Source organism: Ralstonia soli, from assembly GCF_023955655.1.
Classification (GTDB): Bacteria; Pseudomonadota; Gammaproteobacteria; order Burkholderiales; family Burkholderiaceae; genus Ralstonia; species Ralstonia soli.
Genome location: NZ_JAMXHT010000007.1, coordinates 90,027 through 107,214 on the forward strand (window position 1 = coordinate 90,027; position 17,188 = coordinate 107,214).

Here is a 17,188-nt window from a genome sequence, read left to right on the forward strand (position 1 = left end):
CGGATGCAGGCGCAACCTGCCCGCCCAGCCGCAGCACTGCCCCCCTGGATGCGCGGCGTCGCACAGGTGGCGCTGAAGATCGCGTACCCGCTGGTGCTGATCGGGGCGTGGCATTTCGGCAAGCCGCGCTATGCAGGCGTCGCGCTGCTGGCGTTGCTGTGGATGCAGCGCTGGATTGGCGCGGGTAGTGTGTCGGCATTGCTGCGCCGGCTCACGCCGCTCGATTGGCTGATCGCGGGAACGCTCACCTGCACGTCGGCCGCCGTCGCCATCACGGACAGCGAGCTGTTGCTGCGCCTGTATCCGGCGCTGGTCAACGCGGGGCTGCTGCTGAGCTTCGCGGCTACGCTGCGCTCGGGCCCTTCCATGATCGAAAAGTTTGCACGCATGCGCCTGCCCGATCTGCAGCCGCGCGCCGTTCGCTATACGCGACGCGTCACGCAGGTCTGGTGTGTTTTCTTCGCAATCAATGGGCTGACGGCCCTGTGGGCGGCGCTGACCTGGTCGCGTGGGGCATGGGCGCTGTACAACGGCGTGATCGCCTACGTGCTGGTGGGCGTGCTGATCGCGGCGGAAGCGGCGTTTCGCCACTGGGTGGTTCGCCCGCATGCGCCTGCGCATGTGCGTGGGTCGGGGGCTGCATGATCGCGCTGCATACCTTGCTGTCGGTGGCACGGCCAGATGATGCCGTCGTCTGCGTCGATGGCCAGCACGCCATTCCGTACGGTGCCTTCCGCGCCCGTGTGGCGGCTTGCGCAGCGGCATTCGCCAGCCAGCCGGCAACGCGCTACGCCCTGTGCGTGGACGACCCATTCGATTTCACTTGCGCACTGTTCGCGCTGTTTGCGTGCGGCAAGCCTGTCGTGATTCCGGCGAGTGCTGCCCCAGCGTATCTCGATACGCTGGCGGATGCGTACGACGCGCTCGTCACCGATGCCGACCTGGCTGCCATGGGCCCGCACGCCGGCGCGGTGACCTTCAACACGATTGCCCCGCACGCGCCGATCACGCTGTACACGTCGGGCAGCACCGGCGCGCCGAAGGCCATCCACAAGACGCTGGCGCAATTCGACGCCGAAGTCGTGACCCTGGAGCAGCAGTGGGGCGCGCAACTCGGCACCGGCGCGGTGATGGCCAGCGTGCCGCATCACCATATCTACGGGCTGCTGTTCCGCGTGTTCTGGCCGCTGGCGGCCGGGCGTGCGTTCAGCCGCGAGACGGTTACCGAGCCTTCGGCGTTGCACCGCGCGCTTGTGCAAAACGCAGCCGCAGCCTTTGTCTCCAGCCCGGCACAGCTGGCGCGCTGGCCACTGCTGGCGGGCTTCGATGCGCTGTCATCGCAGTCGCCGCTGCCGGCAGTGTTCTCGTCGGGCGGCCCGCTGGATGCGGTGGCGGCCGCGGCGTTTGCGGCCGCACATGGCAGCGCGCCCATCGAAGTGCTCGGCAGCACCGAAACCGGCGGCATCGCGTGGCGCCGCCAGGACCAGACCCTCGCATGGCAACCCTTTGCCAGCATCGAGGTCCGGCAGGAAGACGACGGCGCGCTCGCCGTGCGCTCGCCGCATTTGCCACACAACGACTGGCACCGCACCGACGACGCCATCGCCTTTGATGACAGCGGCCGCTTCATCCTGCGCGGCCGGTTGGACCGTGTCGTCAAGGTAGTCGGCAAACGTGTCTCGTTGCCGGAGGTGGAAGGCTGGCTGGGCGCGCATCCGTTTGTCGCGCGCGCCGCCGCTACGCTGCTGGCGGCGTCATCGCGTGAACGCCTCGGCGCGTTGATTGCGCTCACGCCTGCCGGCGTGGAAGCGCTGCGCGCACAGGGTCGCGTTGCACTGGCCAAGACGCTGCGCCGCCATCTCTCCGCTTACACCGAGCCCACGCTGATCCCGCGCCGCTGGCGCTTCTGCATGGCGATGCCGGTGGATGCGCGCGGCAAGCTGCCCGCGTCCGCTGTCGCCGCGGCATTCCGCCCGGGCACAGAGGGCTTCGAGACGCTCGCGCACGTGAGCGACGCCGACGGCGATCACTACGAGCTGCGCGTCAGCCCCGACCTCGCCCACTTCTCGGGCCACTTCCCCGGCCTGCCGATCCTGCCCGGCGTGGTACTGGTCGACTGGGCCGTGCGCCTGGCGGCTGCCCGCAACCCTGTCGCCCGCGCAATCACCTCGGTCGATCAGCTGAAGTTCATGGCGCCAGTCCCGCCGGGTGCCGTGGTGTCGCTGCGTCTGGCGCACGAGCCGGAGCGCTGCCGCGTGCGTTTCACCGCCCGGCTGGGCGCGCGCGATTGCGCCTCGGGTGTACTGGTCCATCGGGAGGCAACGTGAGCCCGAACACCGCCATCGTCATCCCGATCTATAACCACAAGGATGCGATCGGCAATACCGTCGCGCACCTGGCGGTGCATGGGTTGCCGATCTTCATCGTCGATGACGGCAGCGATGCGGCCACGCAAGCCGTGCTCGCCGCGCTGGCACAGCAGTACGGGCACCAGATCACGCTGCTGCGCCTGCCCGTGAACGGCGGCAAGGGCGCCGCCGTGATGGCCGGTCTGCGCGCCGCCTACGCCGCCGGCTATACGCACGCCCTGCAGATTGACGCCGACGGCCAGCACGATGCGGGCGATGTGCCGCGCTTCCTGGCCGCCGCAGCTGCCTCGCCGGACGCCGTCATCCTCGGGCGCCCCGTCTACGACGAGAGCGTGCCCAAGGCTCGCCTCTACGGCCGCTACGTCACCCACGTGTGGGTGTGGATCGAAACGCTGTCGTTCGACATCCGCGATTCGATGTGCGGCTTCCGCATCTACCCGCTGGCGCTGGCCTGCGAGCTGATCGACGACGTGGCATTGCCCACGCGCATGGATTTCGACATCGAGATTCTGGTACGCCTGCACTGGCGCCGCGCACGCATCGTCACGCTGCCCACACGCGTGACATATGAGCCGGGCGGCCTGTCGCACTTCGATGTGCTGTGGGACAACGTGCGCATCAGCAAGAGCCACACGCGCCTGGTGGCCGGCATGCTGCTGAGGCTGCCGCGGCTGCTCGCTGGCAAGTTGATGCCGCGCTGGCGCCATCCTGCCGCCTCCAACGCAACGCAAGGCTGGTGGCGCATGGCCGAGCGCGGCAGCCAGTTCGGCATGCAGTTGCTTGCGCTGAGCTGCCGCCTGTTCGGCACGCGGTTCACCTCGCTGTGGCTGTACCCGATCGTTGCGTACTTCCTGCTGACAGGGCGCACGGCGCGCGAGGCGTCTCGACAGTATTTCGCGCGGCTGCACTCGACAATGCCGGGCGCCGGCATGCCGCAGCCGGGGTGGTTCAGCGCCTACCGCCACATGATCGCGTTCGCGCAGTCGGGGCTCGACAAGCTGGCCGCGTGGTCGGGTCAAGTCAAAGCCGAACGCGTGCGCTTTGATGACCCGTCCGCGTTCGAGGCACTCATCGCCAGCGGACGCGGTGCGCTGGTGATCGGGGCTCACCTGGGCAACCTGGAGATGACGCGCGCACTGGCGGCCCGCAACGGGCACGCCAAGGTGACGGCCGTGGTCTACACCGAGCACGCGCAGCGCTTCAACCGGGTGCTGGCCCAGGCGCACCCCGATGTCGTCTCGCACCTGATGCAGGTGACCGATTTCGGCCCCGCCACCGCCATGCTGATGCAGGAGCGCATCGACGCCGGCGAGCTGCTGGTGATCGTGGGCGACCGCGTGCCCGCGCATGAATCGGGCCGCACGGTGCAAGCGCGCTTCCTTGGCGCATCGGCGCAGTTTGCGCAGGGCCCCTACGTGCTCGCGCACGCGCTGGGCTGCCCGGTCTACCTGTTCTTCTGCCTGAAGACCGGGCAAGACCACACGCTGTATTTCGAGCCGTTTGCCGAGCGCATCGAGCTGCCGCGTGCCGATCGCGCCCGCCACCTCGGCGCCCTCGCCCAACGCTATGCCGAGCGTCTGGAGCACTACTGCCGCAAGGCGCCTTTCCAATGGTTCAACTTCTTCGACTTTTGGGCGCGCCCCAAGAACGACACCGCCCATGGCTGAACATGATCTGAACGTGACCACAGAGCGGCACGTCGAGCCCGTCGTCATCGGCAACCGCCACCTGACGATCGAAGACGTCGTGGCCATTGCGCGTGGGCAGCAGCCAGTGGCGCTCAATGCCGATGCCGCCTGGCGTGATCGCATCGAGCGCGGCGCGCAATTCCTGCGCGAGCGCCTGGCCGAGGGCGCGACCATCTACGGCGTCAACACGGGTTATGGCGATGCCTGCCAGGTGAGCGTGCCGATGGCGCTCGTCGAAGCATTGCCGCTGCAGCTCACGCGCTACCACGGCTGCGGCATGGGCCGTCACCTGGAGCCATCTGAAACGCTGGCGGTGGTGGCCGCGCGGCTGAACTCGCTCGCGCACGGCTATTCGGGCGTGCGGTACGTGCTGCTGCAGCGCCTGTCCGATCTCATCAACCATCGCATCCTTCCGCGCATTCCTGCCGAAGGCTCGGTGGGTGCCAGCGGTGACCTGACGCCGTTGTCGTACGTGGCGGCCACGCTGGTGGGCGAGCGCGACGTGCTCTTCAACAACACACTGCAGCCGGCCGACAAGGCGTGGCGGCAGATCGGCCATATGCCCATCACCCTGGCCCCGAAGGAAGGGCTCGCGCTGATGAACGGCACGGCGGTGATGACCGGCCTGGCTTGCCTGGCGTATACGCGCGCCGAACAACTGATCCGCCTGTCGTCCAGGCTGACGGCATTGGCCACGGTGGCGCTTGACGGCCGCGCCGCGCACTTCCACCGGACCATCTTCGCGGCCAAGCCACATGCGGGCCAGGCGGAGGTCGCAAGCTGGATCCGCGCCGACCTGGCCGACTGGGACGACACCTCCGCCCACCGCGTGCAGGACCGCTACTCGATCCGCTGCGCGCCGCACGTGATCGGGGTCGCGCGCGATGCGCAATCGTGGATCCGCCGCGACATCGAGAACGAACTCAACAGCGCCAACGACAACCCGCTGATCGACCCTGATGCGCAGGAAATCCTGCACGGCGGCAACTTCTACGGCGGGCACATCGCGTTTGCAATGGATGCGCTCAAGACCGCCATTGCCAACCTGGCCGACCTGATGGACCGCCAGTTCGCGCTGCTGGTGGACGACAAGTTCAACAACGGTCTGCCGCGCAACCTGTCCGGCGCCACGGCGGAGCGCGCGCCGATCAACCACGGCTTCAAGGCGGTGCAGATCTCGTCGTCGGCATGGACGGCCGAGGCGCTCAAGCACACCATGCCGGCCAGCGTGTTCTCTCGCTCGACCGAGGCGCACAACCAGGACAAGGTCAGCATGGGCACGATTGCCGCACGCGACTGCCTGCGCGTGCTGGAGCTGACCGAGCAAGTGGCCGCCGCACACACGCTCGCCGCTGTACAGGCGGTGCGGTTGCGCTGCCAGCTCGACCCGTCGACGCAGGTTCCGGCGCCGGTGCAGGCGTTTGTCGACCGTGTGGGCGCGCTCTCGGCCTTCGTGAGCGAAGACCGTCCGCTGGAAGCCGATCTGCGCGCGCTCACGCTTGCCATCGAGCGCGGCGCACTCACCGAAGGGAATGCCCATGACCGCCCGTGACCTGCCTCCTGGCCATCCACCACTCGCCGCCAGCGCCCGCGTTGAGGTGCCCTTCCACGACGTCGACGCCATGGACGTCTGCTGGCACGGCCACTACCTGAAGTATTTCGAGATCGGCCGCGCCGCGCTGCTGCGCCGCTTCGACTACGACTACCGCGAAATGCGCGACTCCGGCTTCCTCTGGCCCGTGGTGGAAGCGCACCTGAAGTACATCAAGCCGGCCACCTACGGCCAGCAGATCGAAGTGCGCGCCACGTTGGCGGAATATGAGAACCGCCTGAAGATCGCGTACGAGATCGTCGACTGTGCCTCGGGCGCGCGCCTGACCAAGGGCCACACCACGCAAGTAGCGGTGTGCGCCCGCACCGGCGAGCTGCAATTCGTCTCGCCGCCCGTGATGATCGAACGCGTGGAGCGCGCATGGCTGGGCTGAACAACACGGTACGCGCCTGGGTTGCTGCCCTGATGCTGGCGACGTCCACGCTTGCCTACACGGCAACTGAAGCACCGGCGGACAGCATCCTCGTCTCGCAAGTCGCCGCGCAGTTGGCGCAGGCGCACGGCGTACGCGCACAGTTTGTACAGACGCAATCGCTGCAGGCCATGCAGAAGCCGCTGGTGAGCAGTGGCACGCTGCTGTTCCTGCGTGATCAGGGTGCCGTGTGGCGAATCGAGCAGCCGACCCGCATGACGTATGTGATGACCGACGCCGGCGTCACCACGCTCGATGCCAACGACAAGCCCATGGCACGCGGTGCGCGCAATGGTGCCGGTGTGGCGCAGGTCTCGCGCATGATGCGTGCGATGCTGGCGGGCGACCTGTCGGCGCTGTATTCGCAGTTCAGCGTCAATGCGCAGGGCAACACCAGCCGCTGGCAACTGAAGCTCACGCCTGCCCAACCGCAATTGGCACAGGCGCTGCGCGGGCTCGACCTGGCGGGCGATACCTACGTGCGAAGCATCCGCATCCGTGCGGCCAACGGTGATGAAACGCGCATCGAGTTCACCGGCAGCACGCGCGTGGATGCACCCAACGCCGCCGAGCGCACACTGCTGGGAGCCCCCTGATGGCGCAGGAACTGGCGCTGCGCACACCGAGCCAATCTTTCTGGGCCATCCGGCTCGGGTGGCTGGCGGTCGTGCTAACCGCTCTGCTCTATTGCGGCGTGCGCCTGCACGACGGCGCGGCGCTGCAGACCAACCTGCTCTCGCTGCTGCCCGCCACCGAGGCTGACGCGATCGCGGAGAAAGCCGTCGACACGCTCGCCACCTCACTGGGAGACCGCACCGTCTTCCTCGTCAGCAGCCGCGACGCCATGCACGCCAAGGCAGCCGCCATGCAGTTGGGCGCGCAGCTCACGCGCAGTGCGGCGTTCCGCAACGTGATCGCCGAGTTGCCGCCGTTCGATGCCAGCCAGATCACGCGGTTCTACCAGCCCTATCGCTTCAGCCTGCTGAGTGCCGCCGATCGCGCCGCGCTGGATAACGGGTCCACCGCATTGCCCGCGTTGCTCGCGCACCGGCTCTATGCGCCGGTCGAAACCGGCCTCAGCGCACCGCTGGCCGACGACCCATTCGGCTGGCTCAGCCACTGGCTGGCTGACCTGCCGCTGGCCACCACGCGGCTCGAGCTGGAAGACAACTTCCTGATCGCCCACTCCAGTGACGCAAGCGGCGACACGACCAGCGTGCTGGTCACCACCACGCTGGCGGCCTCCGCTTACGACGCGCAAATCCAGGCCGACGTCCGCACCGCTGTTGCCCAGGCCGAGCAATCACTGGCCCGCACCTTCCCCGACGTGACGCTCCTGCGTACCGGCGCGGTGTTCTACGCGTCGGCCGCGCGCAGCGCGTCGGAGCAGGAGTTGCACCGTATCGGCATCGTCTCCACCCTGGGCATTGCGCTGCTGATGCTGTGGGTGTTCCGTTCGCCGCGTTTCCTGTTGCTCGGGTTCGTATCGACCGGCATCGGTATCGTGTTTGCGTTGGCGGCGACGCTGCTCGTGTTCGGCAAGCTGCACCTGCTCACGCTCGTGTTTGGCGCCAGCCTGATCGGCGAGGCGGTGGACTACTCCATCCAGTATTTCGTCAGCCACCTCGGTGCAGATGCCGGCCAGGACGCGCGGCAAAGTGCCCGCGTGGTGCGCCCGGCGTTGCTGGTGGCGCTCACCACGAGTCTGCTTGGTTACGCGATCCTCGTGGGTGTGCCGTTTCCGGCGCTGCGCCAGATTGCATGCTTTGCCATCGCCGGGATCGGGGCGGCGTTCCTGTCGGTCGTGTCGCTGTTGCCCGCGCTGCTGGTGAATGCACCACGGCAACCGCACCGATCGTACCGCCGTGCCGCGCGTTGGTTGGGCGGCTGGCAGGCCGCGCTCTCGCGCCGGGGCGCCTGGCTGTGCCTCGCACTGATTGCGGCAGCCGCCGTGCCCGGCTGGCTGCGCCTGACCAGCGACGACGATATCCACCTGCTGATCCAGCGCGACCCCGAACTCGCGCGCCAGGAAGCCATCGTGCGCAAGGCCGTCGGCGTGGAGAACACCACGCAGTTCTTCGTCGTGAAGGGCGATTCCGCCGAGCAGGTGTTGCAGCGCGCCGAAGCCCTGCAGCGCAAGCTGGAAGCACCCATTGCAGGTGCGCCGCTCAAGGGCGTGCAGTCGGTCGCGCAGTTCGTGCCGTCGGCACGCCAGCAGTCGGAAGACCGTGCCCGCTTGGCCCGGCGCGTGTTCGCCGACCCACAAGCCCTGCGCGCCACCTTGACGGACGCCGGTTTCCGCGCCGACGTCGCCGCCGGTTACCTCAACGCCTTCGAGAGTGCCGCGAGCGACCCGCTCACCGTGGAGGCCTGGCTGGCGAAGCCGTGGTCGCAGCCCTATCGGCATCTGTGGCTCGGTCAGGTAGCGAACGGCACGGCAGCACCCGTGTTTGCGGCCATCGTCGTCCCAACCGGTGCCACTGCGGCGCAGTTGCCGGCCCTCGCCGCGCTGGCCGATGCCAATGCGGGCATCCGCTTCGTCGATAAGCCGGCCAGCGTTGCGCGCCTGTTCGCCACCTACCGCGTCGACAGCGGCTGGTGGCTGGCCGGAGCACTCACGCTGATCCTCGTGCTGTTCTGCGTGCGCTACGGGCTGGCCGCAGGGGTGCGGGTGACGTTGCCGGTAATCTGCGCGGTGGGCATTACGTTTGCCGTGTACGGCTATGCGGGCATCCCACTGAACCTGTTCCATTGGCTCGCGCTGATGCTGGTGCTGGGCGTGGGCGCCAACTACGCCGTGTTCCTGCGCGAAGGCTGCGCACGCGACCATGCCGACATCGGTGGTGTGTGGGTGGGCGTGCTGCTCTCAGCGGCCACCACGCTGCTGTCGTTTGGGCTGCTGGGCACGAGTGCCATGCCGGTGCTGCGCAGCTTCGGCATGACGCTCGCCCTGGGCATCGTCATTGCGGTGGCGTTGGCGCCGCTGGGGATGCCACTTTCGAGACATCGATCCTCATGACCGCCTCTTCTGTCTATCTGCATGCGCTGGGCATGGTCAACGCGCTGGGCGATGACGTGCCGGCCATTTGCCGCAACCTGGACGCCGGACACGCACCGGGCATGATGGCAGCCGAACGGCCGGATGGCACGACGGCCATCATCGGGCGTGCACTGGCTGCGCTCGAACTCGCGCCCCCTGCACCACTGGCTGCCTACGACTGCCGCAACAACCGGCTGTTGCTTGCCGCTCTCGCGCAGATCGAGCCTGCGCTGGACGCCGCACGTGCACAGTACGGCGCGCACCGGATCGGCATCGTGCTCGGCACCAGCACATCGGGCATCGACGCGGCAGAAGCGGCGCTTCGCCATGCCAAGGCGCACGGTATGCTGCCCGCCGCCTTCGACTATCGCCAGATGGAAATCGGCACGCTGGCGCCGTTTGCCGCCGCCGCGCTCGGCACCACGGGCCCGGCCTATACGGTGTCGACCGCATGCACGTCGAGCGCCAAGGCCTTCGCCTCGGCACGCCGGCTGCTGCAACTGCGTCTGTGCGATGCGGTGGTCGTGGGTGGGGTGGATTCGCTGTGCGAGCTGACGCTGCAGGGCTTTGCGTCGCTGGAGTCGACCAGCGCCGCGCGCACCAACCCGATGAGCCGCAACCGCGCCGGCATCAATATCGGCGAAGGCGCGGCCGTCTTCCTGATGACGCGCGAGCCCGGCCCCGTGCGCCTGGCCGGCGCGGGGGAGTCGAGCGACGCCCATCACATTTCGGCGCCCGACCCCACAGGGGCTGGCGCCGAGCGTGCATTGCGCGCCGCCCTGGCCGAAGCCGGCATCGACGCCAGCGCCATCGGCTACGTCAACTTGCACGCCACCGCCACGCGCAAGAACGACGGGATGGAAGCGCACCTCATGGCACGCGTCTTCCCGCACGGCGTGCCGACCAGCGGCACCAAGCCGCTGACCGGGCACACGCTGGGCGCGGCGGGCGCCACGGAACTCGGCTTTGCATGGCTTGCACTGGCGCATGACGGCATCACCCTGCCGCGCCACGTATGGGATGGCGAAGCCGACCCCGCACTGCCCGCGCTCGACCTGATCGAAGACACCCGCCGCCTGGCCGCCGGCCAGTATGTGATGAGCAACTCGTTCGCCTTTGGCGGCAGCAACGCCAGCCTCGTGCTGGGCCGGGGATGAGCATGACGGATACGCAACCGGGCGCGGCCTTTCCCACCGCGCCCATCGAATCGATCCTGCCGCATCGCGGCACCATGCTGCTGCTCGCAAGCGTCGACAGTTGGGACGAAGAATTCCTGGCGGCCATTGCGCACGCCGACCCCGCCGCCTGGTATGCCGACGCGGAGGGCAACATGCCAGCGTGGATCGGCATCGAGCTGATGGCGCAGGCGATTGCCGCGCACGTCGGCCTGCTGTCGACGCGCGACGGCAAGCCCGCACGGCCCGGCGTGCTGTTGGGTTCACGCAAATACGAAGCCAGCGTGCCGGCGTTCCCGCACGGGCAGCCGCTGCGCATCGAGGCGCGCGAGCTGTTGCGCGGTGCCGAGGGTCACGGCGCTTACGAGTGCACAATCAGCACTGACGGCGGTGGTGCCAAAAAGCGCCTGGCCAACGCGGTCATCAAGGTGTATCAGCCGACCGATTTTCAAGCATTCATCGAAGGGAGTTTCACAGCATGAGCCGCCGTGTTCTTGTGACGGGCGCCAGCCGCGGCATCGGCCGCGCGATCGCCTACCAGCTGGCGTCGGACGGGTTCGACGTCTCGGTGCATTGCCGCAGCGGCCGCAACGAGGCCGAGGCCGTGGTGGCCGGCATCCAGGCGCAGGGCGGCACAGCGAGCGTGCTGCAGTTCGACGTGCGCGACCGCAACGCCTGCCGCACCCAACTCGAAGCCGATGTCGAAGCGCACGGCGCCTACTACGGCATCGTCCTGTGCGCGGGCGTCACGCGCGACGCCGCCTTCCCCGCACTGACCGACGAAGACTGGGACATCGTGCTGGAGACCGGCCTGGACGGCTTCTACAACGTCGTGCATCCGCTCACCATGCCGATGGTGCGGGCGCGCAAGGGCGGGCGCATCGTCACCATCGCGTCCGTCTCGGGCGTGATGGGCAACCGCGGGCAGGTCAACTACAGCGCCGCCAAGGCCGGGTTGATCGGCGCCACCAAAGCGCTGGCGGTGGAACTGGCCTCGCGCAAGATCACCGTCAACTGCGTGGCGCCGGGGCTGATCGAGACCGAGATGCTCTCGCACGTCGAACATCTGGACCAGGCCCTGCAAACCGTACCGATGAACCGCGTCGGCCAACCGGCCGAGGTGGCGGCGGTGGTGGGCTTCCTCATGTCGGATGCGGCGTCGTACGTCACGCGGCAGGTGATCGGCGTCAACGGCGGGATGATCTGATGAAGCGCCTGATGAAACGCGTGGTCGTCACCGGCATGGGCGGCGTCACCGCGCTGGGCTCCGAGTGGAGCGAGATCCAATCGGCCATCGAACAAGGCCGCAACGCCGTGCGCCGCATGCCGGAGTGGGATTACTTCGACACGCTGCACGCGCGCCTGGCGTGTCCGCTGCCGTCCTTCACCACGCCGCCGGAATACCCGCGCAAGAAAACGCGCTCGATGGGGCCGGTGTCGGTGTACGCCGTGCGTGCGAGCGAGCTGGCGCTGGCCGATGCGGGGCTCACGGGTGACACCTCTATCGCCGATGGCCGCATGGGCGTGGCCTATGGCTCGTCGTCGGGCTCGGTGCAGCCGATCCGCGCGTTCGGCAGCATGCTCGATACGGGCTCCATGCAGGGCGTCACCTCCAACAGCTACGTGCAGATGATGCCGCACACCGCGGCCGTGAACGTGGCGCTGTTCTGGGACTTGAAGGGCCGCATCATCCCCACGTCGTGCGCATGCGCATCGGGCAGCCAGGCCATCGGCTATGCGTACGAGGCCATCGCCACCGGCAAGCAGACCATGATGCTGGCCGGCGGCGCGGAAGAGCTCTCCGCCCCTGCCGTGGCCGTGTTCGACACGCTCTACGCCACCAGCACGCGCAACGACGAACCGCACCTCACACCGCGCCCGTTCGACAAAGCGCGCGATGGCCTCGTGGTGGGCGAAGGCGCGGCCACGCTGGTGCTCGAAGACTACGACCACGCCGTCGCGCGCGGCGCACGCATCCATGCGGAGGTGGTCGGCTTCGGCTGCAACTCCGACGGCGCGCACATCACGCAGCCGACCGCCGTCACCATGGCCCAGGCCATGCGCATGGCCCTGCAGGACGCGCAACTGCCGCAAGACGCCATCGGCTACGTCAACGCGCACGGCACCTCTACCGACCTGGGCGACGTTGCCGAAAGCCAGGCCACGGCAGAAGTGTTCCGCCCCACCCTGCCGATCAGCTCGCTCAAGAGCTACATCGGCCACACGCTGGGCGCATGCGGCGCCATCGAGGCGTGGTGGACGATCGAGATGATGAAGCGCAACTGGTACGCGCCCACGCTCAACCTCGAACACGTCGACCCGGCCTGCGCGCCGCTGGACTACATCGCCGGGAGCGCACGCACGCTCGACACCGACTACGTGATGAGCAACAACTTCGCGTTCGGCGGCATCAACACCTCGCTGATCTTCAAGCGCGCCGCCTGATGCCGGTCAGCACCTTGCGCCCAGTGGGTCCGTTTGCAGCACCGGAACGCGTGGTCGTGACAGGCCTGGGCATCGTGTCGTGCCTGGGCAATACGCTCGACGCGGTATCGGCCGCGCTGCGCGATGGGCGCTCGGGCCTGTCGCACATGCCGGCCTGGCAGGCGATGGGGTTGTCGTGCCAGGTCGCGGGCGTGGCTGACCTGCATGACCTGCCGCTGTTTGCCCGCAAGTTCGAGCGCTTCATGGGTGACACCGCACGCATGGCGTGCCACGCTGCCCGCAACGCCATCGACGACGCGGGCCTCGATGCTGCCGACCTGCACACGCCGCGCGCAGGGCTCGTCGCCGGCTCGGGCAGCGGTGCGCTGGCTGCCTACGACACTGCGCTGGACACCGTCCGCACACGTGGCGTCGAACGTGCCTCGCCCTACATCGTGCCGCAGGTGATGAGCAGCACGATCTCGGCCAACCTCGTGCAGGTGTTCGGGATGGGCGGCATCAGCTATTCGCCGTCATCGGCCTGCACCACGTCGGCGTTGGCGATCGGGCAGGCAGCGCATTGGATCCGCTCGGGCCAGCAGGACGTCATGCTGGCCGGCGGCGCGGAAGAGCTGCACGACAGCTACGCGCTGTTCTTCGATGCCATGGGCGCTCTCTCGCGGGCGCCGGGCGACATGCCCCAACGTGCATCGCGCCCATACGACGTGGCCCGCGACGGTTTCGTGCTGGCCTCCGGGGCCGGCATGCTGGTACTGGAATCGCTCAGCCACGCGCGTGCCCGGGGCGCCCGCATCTACGCAGAGCTGACGGGCTTCGGGCAGAGCACCGATGTCGGTTCCATGGTGTCGCCGCGCGCGCCAGGCATTGCCCGCGCCCTCCAGGGCGCGCTGGATGAAGCCGGCGCCCGCCCCGACTACATCAACACGCACGCTCCCTCGACACCGTCGGGCGACGTGGAAGAACTGCTCGCCCTGCAAGCCGTGTTCGGGGCGGAAGTGCCGCCGTTCTCGGCCACCAAGAGCCTCACGGGCCATCCGCCGGGCGCAGCAGGCGCACACGAAGCCATCTATACCTTGCTGATGATGCGCGACGGCTTTATCGCAGGTTCGGCCGGCATTGAAACGCCCGACCCGGCCGTCGCAGGCCTGCCGCTGGTTCGGCAGACGCGTGCGGCGCGCATCGGGCGGGCGCTGTCCATTTCCTTCGGGTTCGGCGGCAGTTGCGCCGGCCTGATGTTTGACGCCAATGCCATCCATGGCGGCGATTTTTCAACGCAATAACAAGAACAGGAGTGCTCACGATGAAAACCCGATTGCTGCTGGCCGCAAGCATCGCCATGCTGACCCAGGTTGCGCACGCGCGCACCGAGGTCGTGACGTATCCGATCCAGCCCGTGCTGCAATCGCAGCAGTTCGCGCCCGGCGTGGCCTTGTACTTTGGCGACCAGCCGCATCCGGCCGTTCTGACCAAGCTCGGCGAAGTCACCAAGTCGTCCCACCCGCCGCGCAAGACCGCCACCGAGGTCGAGATCTGCAACGCCACGCTGGCCGATGCCCTGCGCCAGCTCGCAAACGTTGCGCACGACCGCGGCGCCAACGCCGTGATCAACATCAAGACCTGGTTCCACTCGACCGTGAGCACCGACGCCAGCAACTACACCTGCGGCGTCAGCGGCGTGTCGGCGGCACTGCGCGTGAGCGGCGAGCTCGTTACCGTCGAGCCCAACAAGTAGTCAGTCGTCGCAGGCCCTTCCCCAACCGTCATACCAACAACAAGGAGTCTGGAATGAAACGTCACCTGATGCTGGCTGCCCTGTGCCTTGCCACGTTGAGCACCGCCGCCCTGGCCCGTAACGACGTCGATTCGTACTCGATCGACGCCGCCCTCCACAGCGAGGGCTCGGAGAAGGTCGGTAGCGACATCGCGCTGGTTTTTGCCGGCCAGAAGCACGCAGCGGTTGCGAAGTCGATGGGCGAGATCGCCACCAACAAGAAGACCAACGGTGTTGGACGCAGCGACGAAGCGGCGTGCCAGTACGTCTTCCTGTCGGCCGTGCTGGCCCTGCAGGAACGCGCGCGCCAAATGGGCGGCAACGCAGTCATCAACATCAAGAGCAACTACAAGAACAACCTGACGGAGAGCGCAACGGACTTCAAGTGCGGCTCGGGCGCCATCATGTCGGGCGTGGCGCTGAAGGGCGAGGTCGTGACCCTGAAGAAGTAAGACGCCAGCAGGCGCTGCCGGCCGAAGCACTCGGCCGGTGGCCCGGCCACCTTCAGACAGCAGGCTTGGTGGCGACGACGTTGACGAGTGTCTCCCGCCGCTTGCCCGGCTTCGGATGATGCAGGCCCAGGCGCTCGAACAGGCCGAAATCGGTCGCGCGGCTCCACCACAGATACGGCAGCGAAACGTTGCGCTGATCAAAATCGAAACCGCTGGTACGCAGCATCTGCAGATAACCGTCGGCGCTCTTTTGAACTTCCATCGGATGCCGGAACAGCAAACGGATCACCCAGGATTTGATATACGCGTCGGTCGATTCGGCAAACAGCAGCACACCACCCGGTTTCAAGATGCGGCGGAATTCGGCCAGCGCCCGTTCCTGTTCGACGAGATGATGAAACGTCTGGTGGCAGAACACGATGTCGGCGCTGGCATCGGGCAGAGGCAGCGCCGCGCAGTCGCCCTGCAGGATATCGACGGAAGTGCCGACTGCGCTTGCCGCCTTGCGTGCGGCATCGAGCGACGGCGCATGGCAATCCACCCCGACAATGCGCCGCGGCGCAAACGCTTGCTCCAGTAGACGGAACGAAATGCCTTGTCCGCAGCCTACATCCACCAACACGGGCGCTTCGGGCAACGGCGTGGTCATTAGCCGCTTGAGGTCGTTGATGGCAACGCGCAGCACATGGTGCTCCCACGTATACGTGCGCAGGAACCAGACACCAAATGCGGTTTCCGGCACAAACGAACCGACATGCGCAGGCGTTGAAGTGGTTTCCATGGATGAACGGTGTTGTTCTGAAAATCAGCGCGGGTATTCAAAGCTGGCGCATTGTACCGACAATGAATGCCGGTTTTCAAAGCGATTTGGAAGACGTAAGCTCGCGCGTTATCTCGGCAGCGGCCAAACAGACAGCGATATTTACAAACGATAATGCACTCCACCTCTCAAGCCATCGAAAAGCACGAACACGTTGACGTCGCCATCATTGGCGCGGGCCCTTCCGGTGCGGTGGCAGCAGCACTGCTGCGGCAGGCCGGTCGCAATGTGCTGGTGCTTGAACGCCAACATTTTCCGCGCTTCTCCATTGGCGAAAGCCTGCTGCCGCAAAGCATGGCCTATCTCGAACAGGCGGGCATGCTGCAGGCCGTCGTGGAGGCCGGATTCCAATACAAGAACGGCGCATATTTTGTACACCGCGACAAAACCGCGTCGTTCGATTTTCGCGACAAGCATTCCGCCGGCTGGGGCACGACGTATCAAGTCGAGCGCGCGGTATTCGACAACGTGCTCATTCAATGCGCCGCCCAGCAAGGTGCTCACGTGCGTTTCGGCCATACGGTGCGCGCCATGCAGCCGGGCGATGCTCCCGTGCTGGAAGTGGAGGACGAGACCGGCAACGCCTATGCCGTCCACGCCCGCTTCGTGCTCGACGCGAGCGGCTTTGGCCGCGTGCTGCCCCGCCTGCTGAACCTCGAAGCGCCGACCGGCATGCCGACACGCGCGGCGCTGTTCTCGCACGTACGCGACGCACTGCCCGCCGGCAGCACCGACCGCGACAAGATCTGCATTGCCGTGCACCCCGAGCGCCGCGACGTCTGGTTCTGGATGATCCCGCTGGCCAACGGCCGCTCGTCGGTGGGCTGCGTGGCCGAAGCGAGCTTCCTCGATGTGCCGGAGGCCGAACGCGAAGCCACCCTGCGCCGCCTCATCCAGAGCGAGCCGAACATCGCCGCGCTGATCGGCGACGCGCCGTTCCTGATGCCGGTACGCCAGATCGGCGGGTATGCCGCCAACGTCGAGCGCCTGTATGGGCCGGGCTATGCGCTGCTCGGCAACGCAGGGGAGTTCCTCGACCCGGTGTTCTCGTCGGGCGTGACAATCGCCCTACGGTCGGCCGAGCTGGCCACGCGCGCGCTCATCCGCCAGCTCGACGGCGAAACCGTCGACTGGCTGGCCGACTACGACAAGCCGCTGCGCAAGGGCGTCGACACGTTCCGCGTCTTCGTCGAGCGCTGGTACACGGGCGAGCTGCAGGACATCATCTTCCACCCACGCCACGCCCCCGGCATCCGCCGCATGATCAGCGCAATCCTGGCCGGCTATGCGTGGGACGAAAGCAATCCGTTCGTGGCGGATCCGGTGCGGCGCTTCAATACGTTGTACGAGGTGTGCCGGATGGAGAACGCCTGATCTGCGCGGCGCTCGGCGATGTGTCGGCCG

At 67.4% G+C, this 17,188-nt stretch carries 16 protein-coding genes; 15 read left to right on the plus strand and 1 reads right to left on the minus strand.

Going from position 1 to position 17,188, the window contains the following annotated elements:
• Positions 1–3: 3 nt before the first annotated feature.
• The 14 genes from NG900_RS18990 to NG900_RS19055 are packed head-to-tail and all read left to right on the plus strand — an operon-like array spanning position 4 to position 14,964.
• On the plus strand, positions 4–645 hold the full coding sequence (locus NG900_RS18990) for a COG4648 family protein (RefSeq protein ID WP_252682918.1): 642 nt from the start codon (positions 4–6) through the stop codon (positions 643–645).
• Positions 642–2,327, plus strand: coding sequence for an ApeI family dehydratase (locus NG900_RS18995; RefSeq protein ID WP_252682919.1), 1,686 nt, complete (start codon positions 642–644; stop codon positions 2,325–2,327). The genes NG900_RS18990 and NG900_RS18995 overlap by 4 nt, the downstream gene beginning before the upstream one ends.
• Positions 2,324–4,036: a glycosyltransferase family 2 protein gene (locus tag NG900_RS19000; protein WP_252682920.1), complete on the plus strand. Its 1,713-nt coding sequence runs from the start codon at positions 2,324–2,326 to the stop codon at positions 4,034–4,036. Before NG900_RS18995 ends, NG900_RS19000 begins: the two co-directional genes overlap by 4 nt.
• The gene (locus tag NG900_RS19005) at positions 4,029–5,609 is read left to right on the plus strand and encodes an HAL/PAL/TAL family ammonia-lyase (protein ID WP_252682921.1); all 1,581 of its coding nucleotides are present in this window, start codon (positions 4,029–4,031) and stop codon (positions 5,607–5,609) included. The genes NG900_RS19000 and NG900_RS19005 overlap by 8 nt, the downstream gene beginning before the upstream one ends.
• Positions 5,596–6,042: an acyl-CoA thioesterase gene (locus NG900_RS19010; RefSeq protein WP_252682922.1), complete on the plus strand. Its 447-nt coding sequence runs from the start codon at positions 5,596–5,598 to the stop codon at positions 6,040–6,042. Before NG900_RS19005 ends, NG900_RS19010 begins: the two co-directional genes overlap by 14 nt.
• Positions 6,030–6,677 (plus strand): LolA family protein, encoded by a 648-nt coding sequence (locus NG900_RS19015; protein ID WP_252682923.1) that lies wholly within the window; start codon positions 6,030–6,032, stop codon positions 6,675–6,677. The genes NG900_RS19010 and NG900_RS19015 overlap by 13 nt, the downstream gene beginning before the upstream one ends.
• Positions 6,677–9,100, plus strand: a complete 2,424-nt coding sequence (locus NG900_RS19020) for an MMPL family transporter (protein WP_252682924.1) — start codon at positions 6,677–6,679, stop codon at positions 9,098–9,100. Before NG900_RS19015 ends, NG900_RS19020 begins: the two co-directional genes overlap by 1 nt.
• Positions 9,097–10,278: a beta-ketoacyl-[acyl-carrier-protein] synthase family protein gene (locus tag NG900_RS19025; RefSeq protein WP_252682925.1), complete on the plus strand. Its 1,182-nt coding sequence runs from the start codon at positions 9,097–9,099 to the stop codon at positions 10,276–10,278. Before NG900_RS19020 ends, NG900_RS19025 begins: the two co-directional genes overlap by 4 nt.
• Positions 10,279–10,280: 2 nt before the next feature.
• Positions 10,281–10,778, plus strand: a complete 498-nt coding sequence (locus tag NG900_RS19030; protein WP_252682926.1) for a hotdog family protein — start codon at positions 10,281–10,283, stop codon at positions 10,776–10,778.
• Positions 10,775–11,503 carry a 3-ketoacyl-ACP reductase FabG2 gene (locus NG900_RS19035; protein ID WP_252682927.1) on the plus strand — a complete coding sequence of 243 codons (729 nt, stop codon included), beginning with the start codon at positions 10,775–10,777 and terminating at the stop codon, positions 11,501–11,503. Before NG900_RS19030 ends, NG900_RS19035 begins: the two co-directional genes overlap by 4 nt.
• 11 nt (positions 11,504–11,514) lie before the next feature.
• Positions 11,515–12,741, plus strand: coding sequence for a beta-ketoacyl-ACP synthase (locus NG900_RS19040; protein WP_252683263.1), 1,227 nt, complete (start codon positions 11,515–11,517; stop codon positions 12,739–12,741).
• Entirely contained in the window at positions 12,741–14,021 is a 1,281-nt protein-coding gene (locus NG900_RS19045) for a beta-ketoacyl synthase N-terminal-like domain-containing protein (RefSeq protein WP_252682928.1), read from the plus strand. The genes NG900_RS19040 and NG900_RS19045 overlap by 1 nt, the downstream gene beginning before the upstream one ends.
• Positions 14,022–14,041: 20 nt before the next feature.
• Complete coding sequence (locus NG900_RS19050) at positions 14,042–14,473, plus strand: hypothetical protein (RefSeq protein ID WP_252682929.1); 432 nt, start codon at positions 14,042–14,044, stop codon at positions 14,471–14,473.
• Between the two features lie 53 nt (positions 14,474–14,526).
• Complete coding sequence (locus NG900_RS19055) at positions 14,527–14,964, plus strand: excinuclease ABC subunit A (RefSeq protein ID WP_252682930.1); 438 nt, start codon at positions 14,527–14,529, stop codon at positions 14,962–14,964.
• Between the two features lie 52 nt (positions 14,965–15,016).
• Here NG900_RS19055 and NG900_RS19060 read toward each other — a convergent pair whose 3' ends face one another.
• Positions 15,017–15,745, minus strand: coding sequence for a class I SAM-dependent methyltransferase (locus NG900_RS19060; protein ID WP_252682931.1), 729 nt, complete (start codon positions 15,743–15,745; stop codon positions 15,017–15,019).
• 153 nt (positions 15,746–15,898) lie between these two features.
• Between NG900_RS19060 and NG900_RS19065 the strand changes: the two genes are divergently transcribed.
• Positions 15,899–17,158, plus strand: a complete 1,260-nt coding sequence (locus NG900_RS19065) for an NAD(P)/FAD-dependent oxidoreductase (RefSeq protein WP_252682932.1) — start codon at positions 15,899–15,901, stop codon at positions 17,156–17,158.
• Positions 17,159–17,188: the final 30 nt, after the last annotated feature.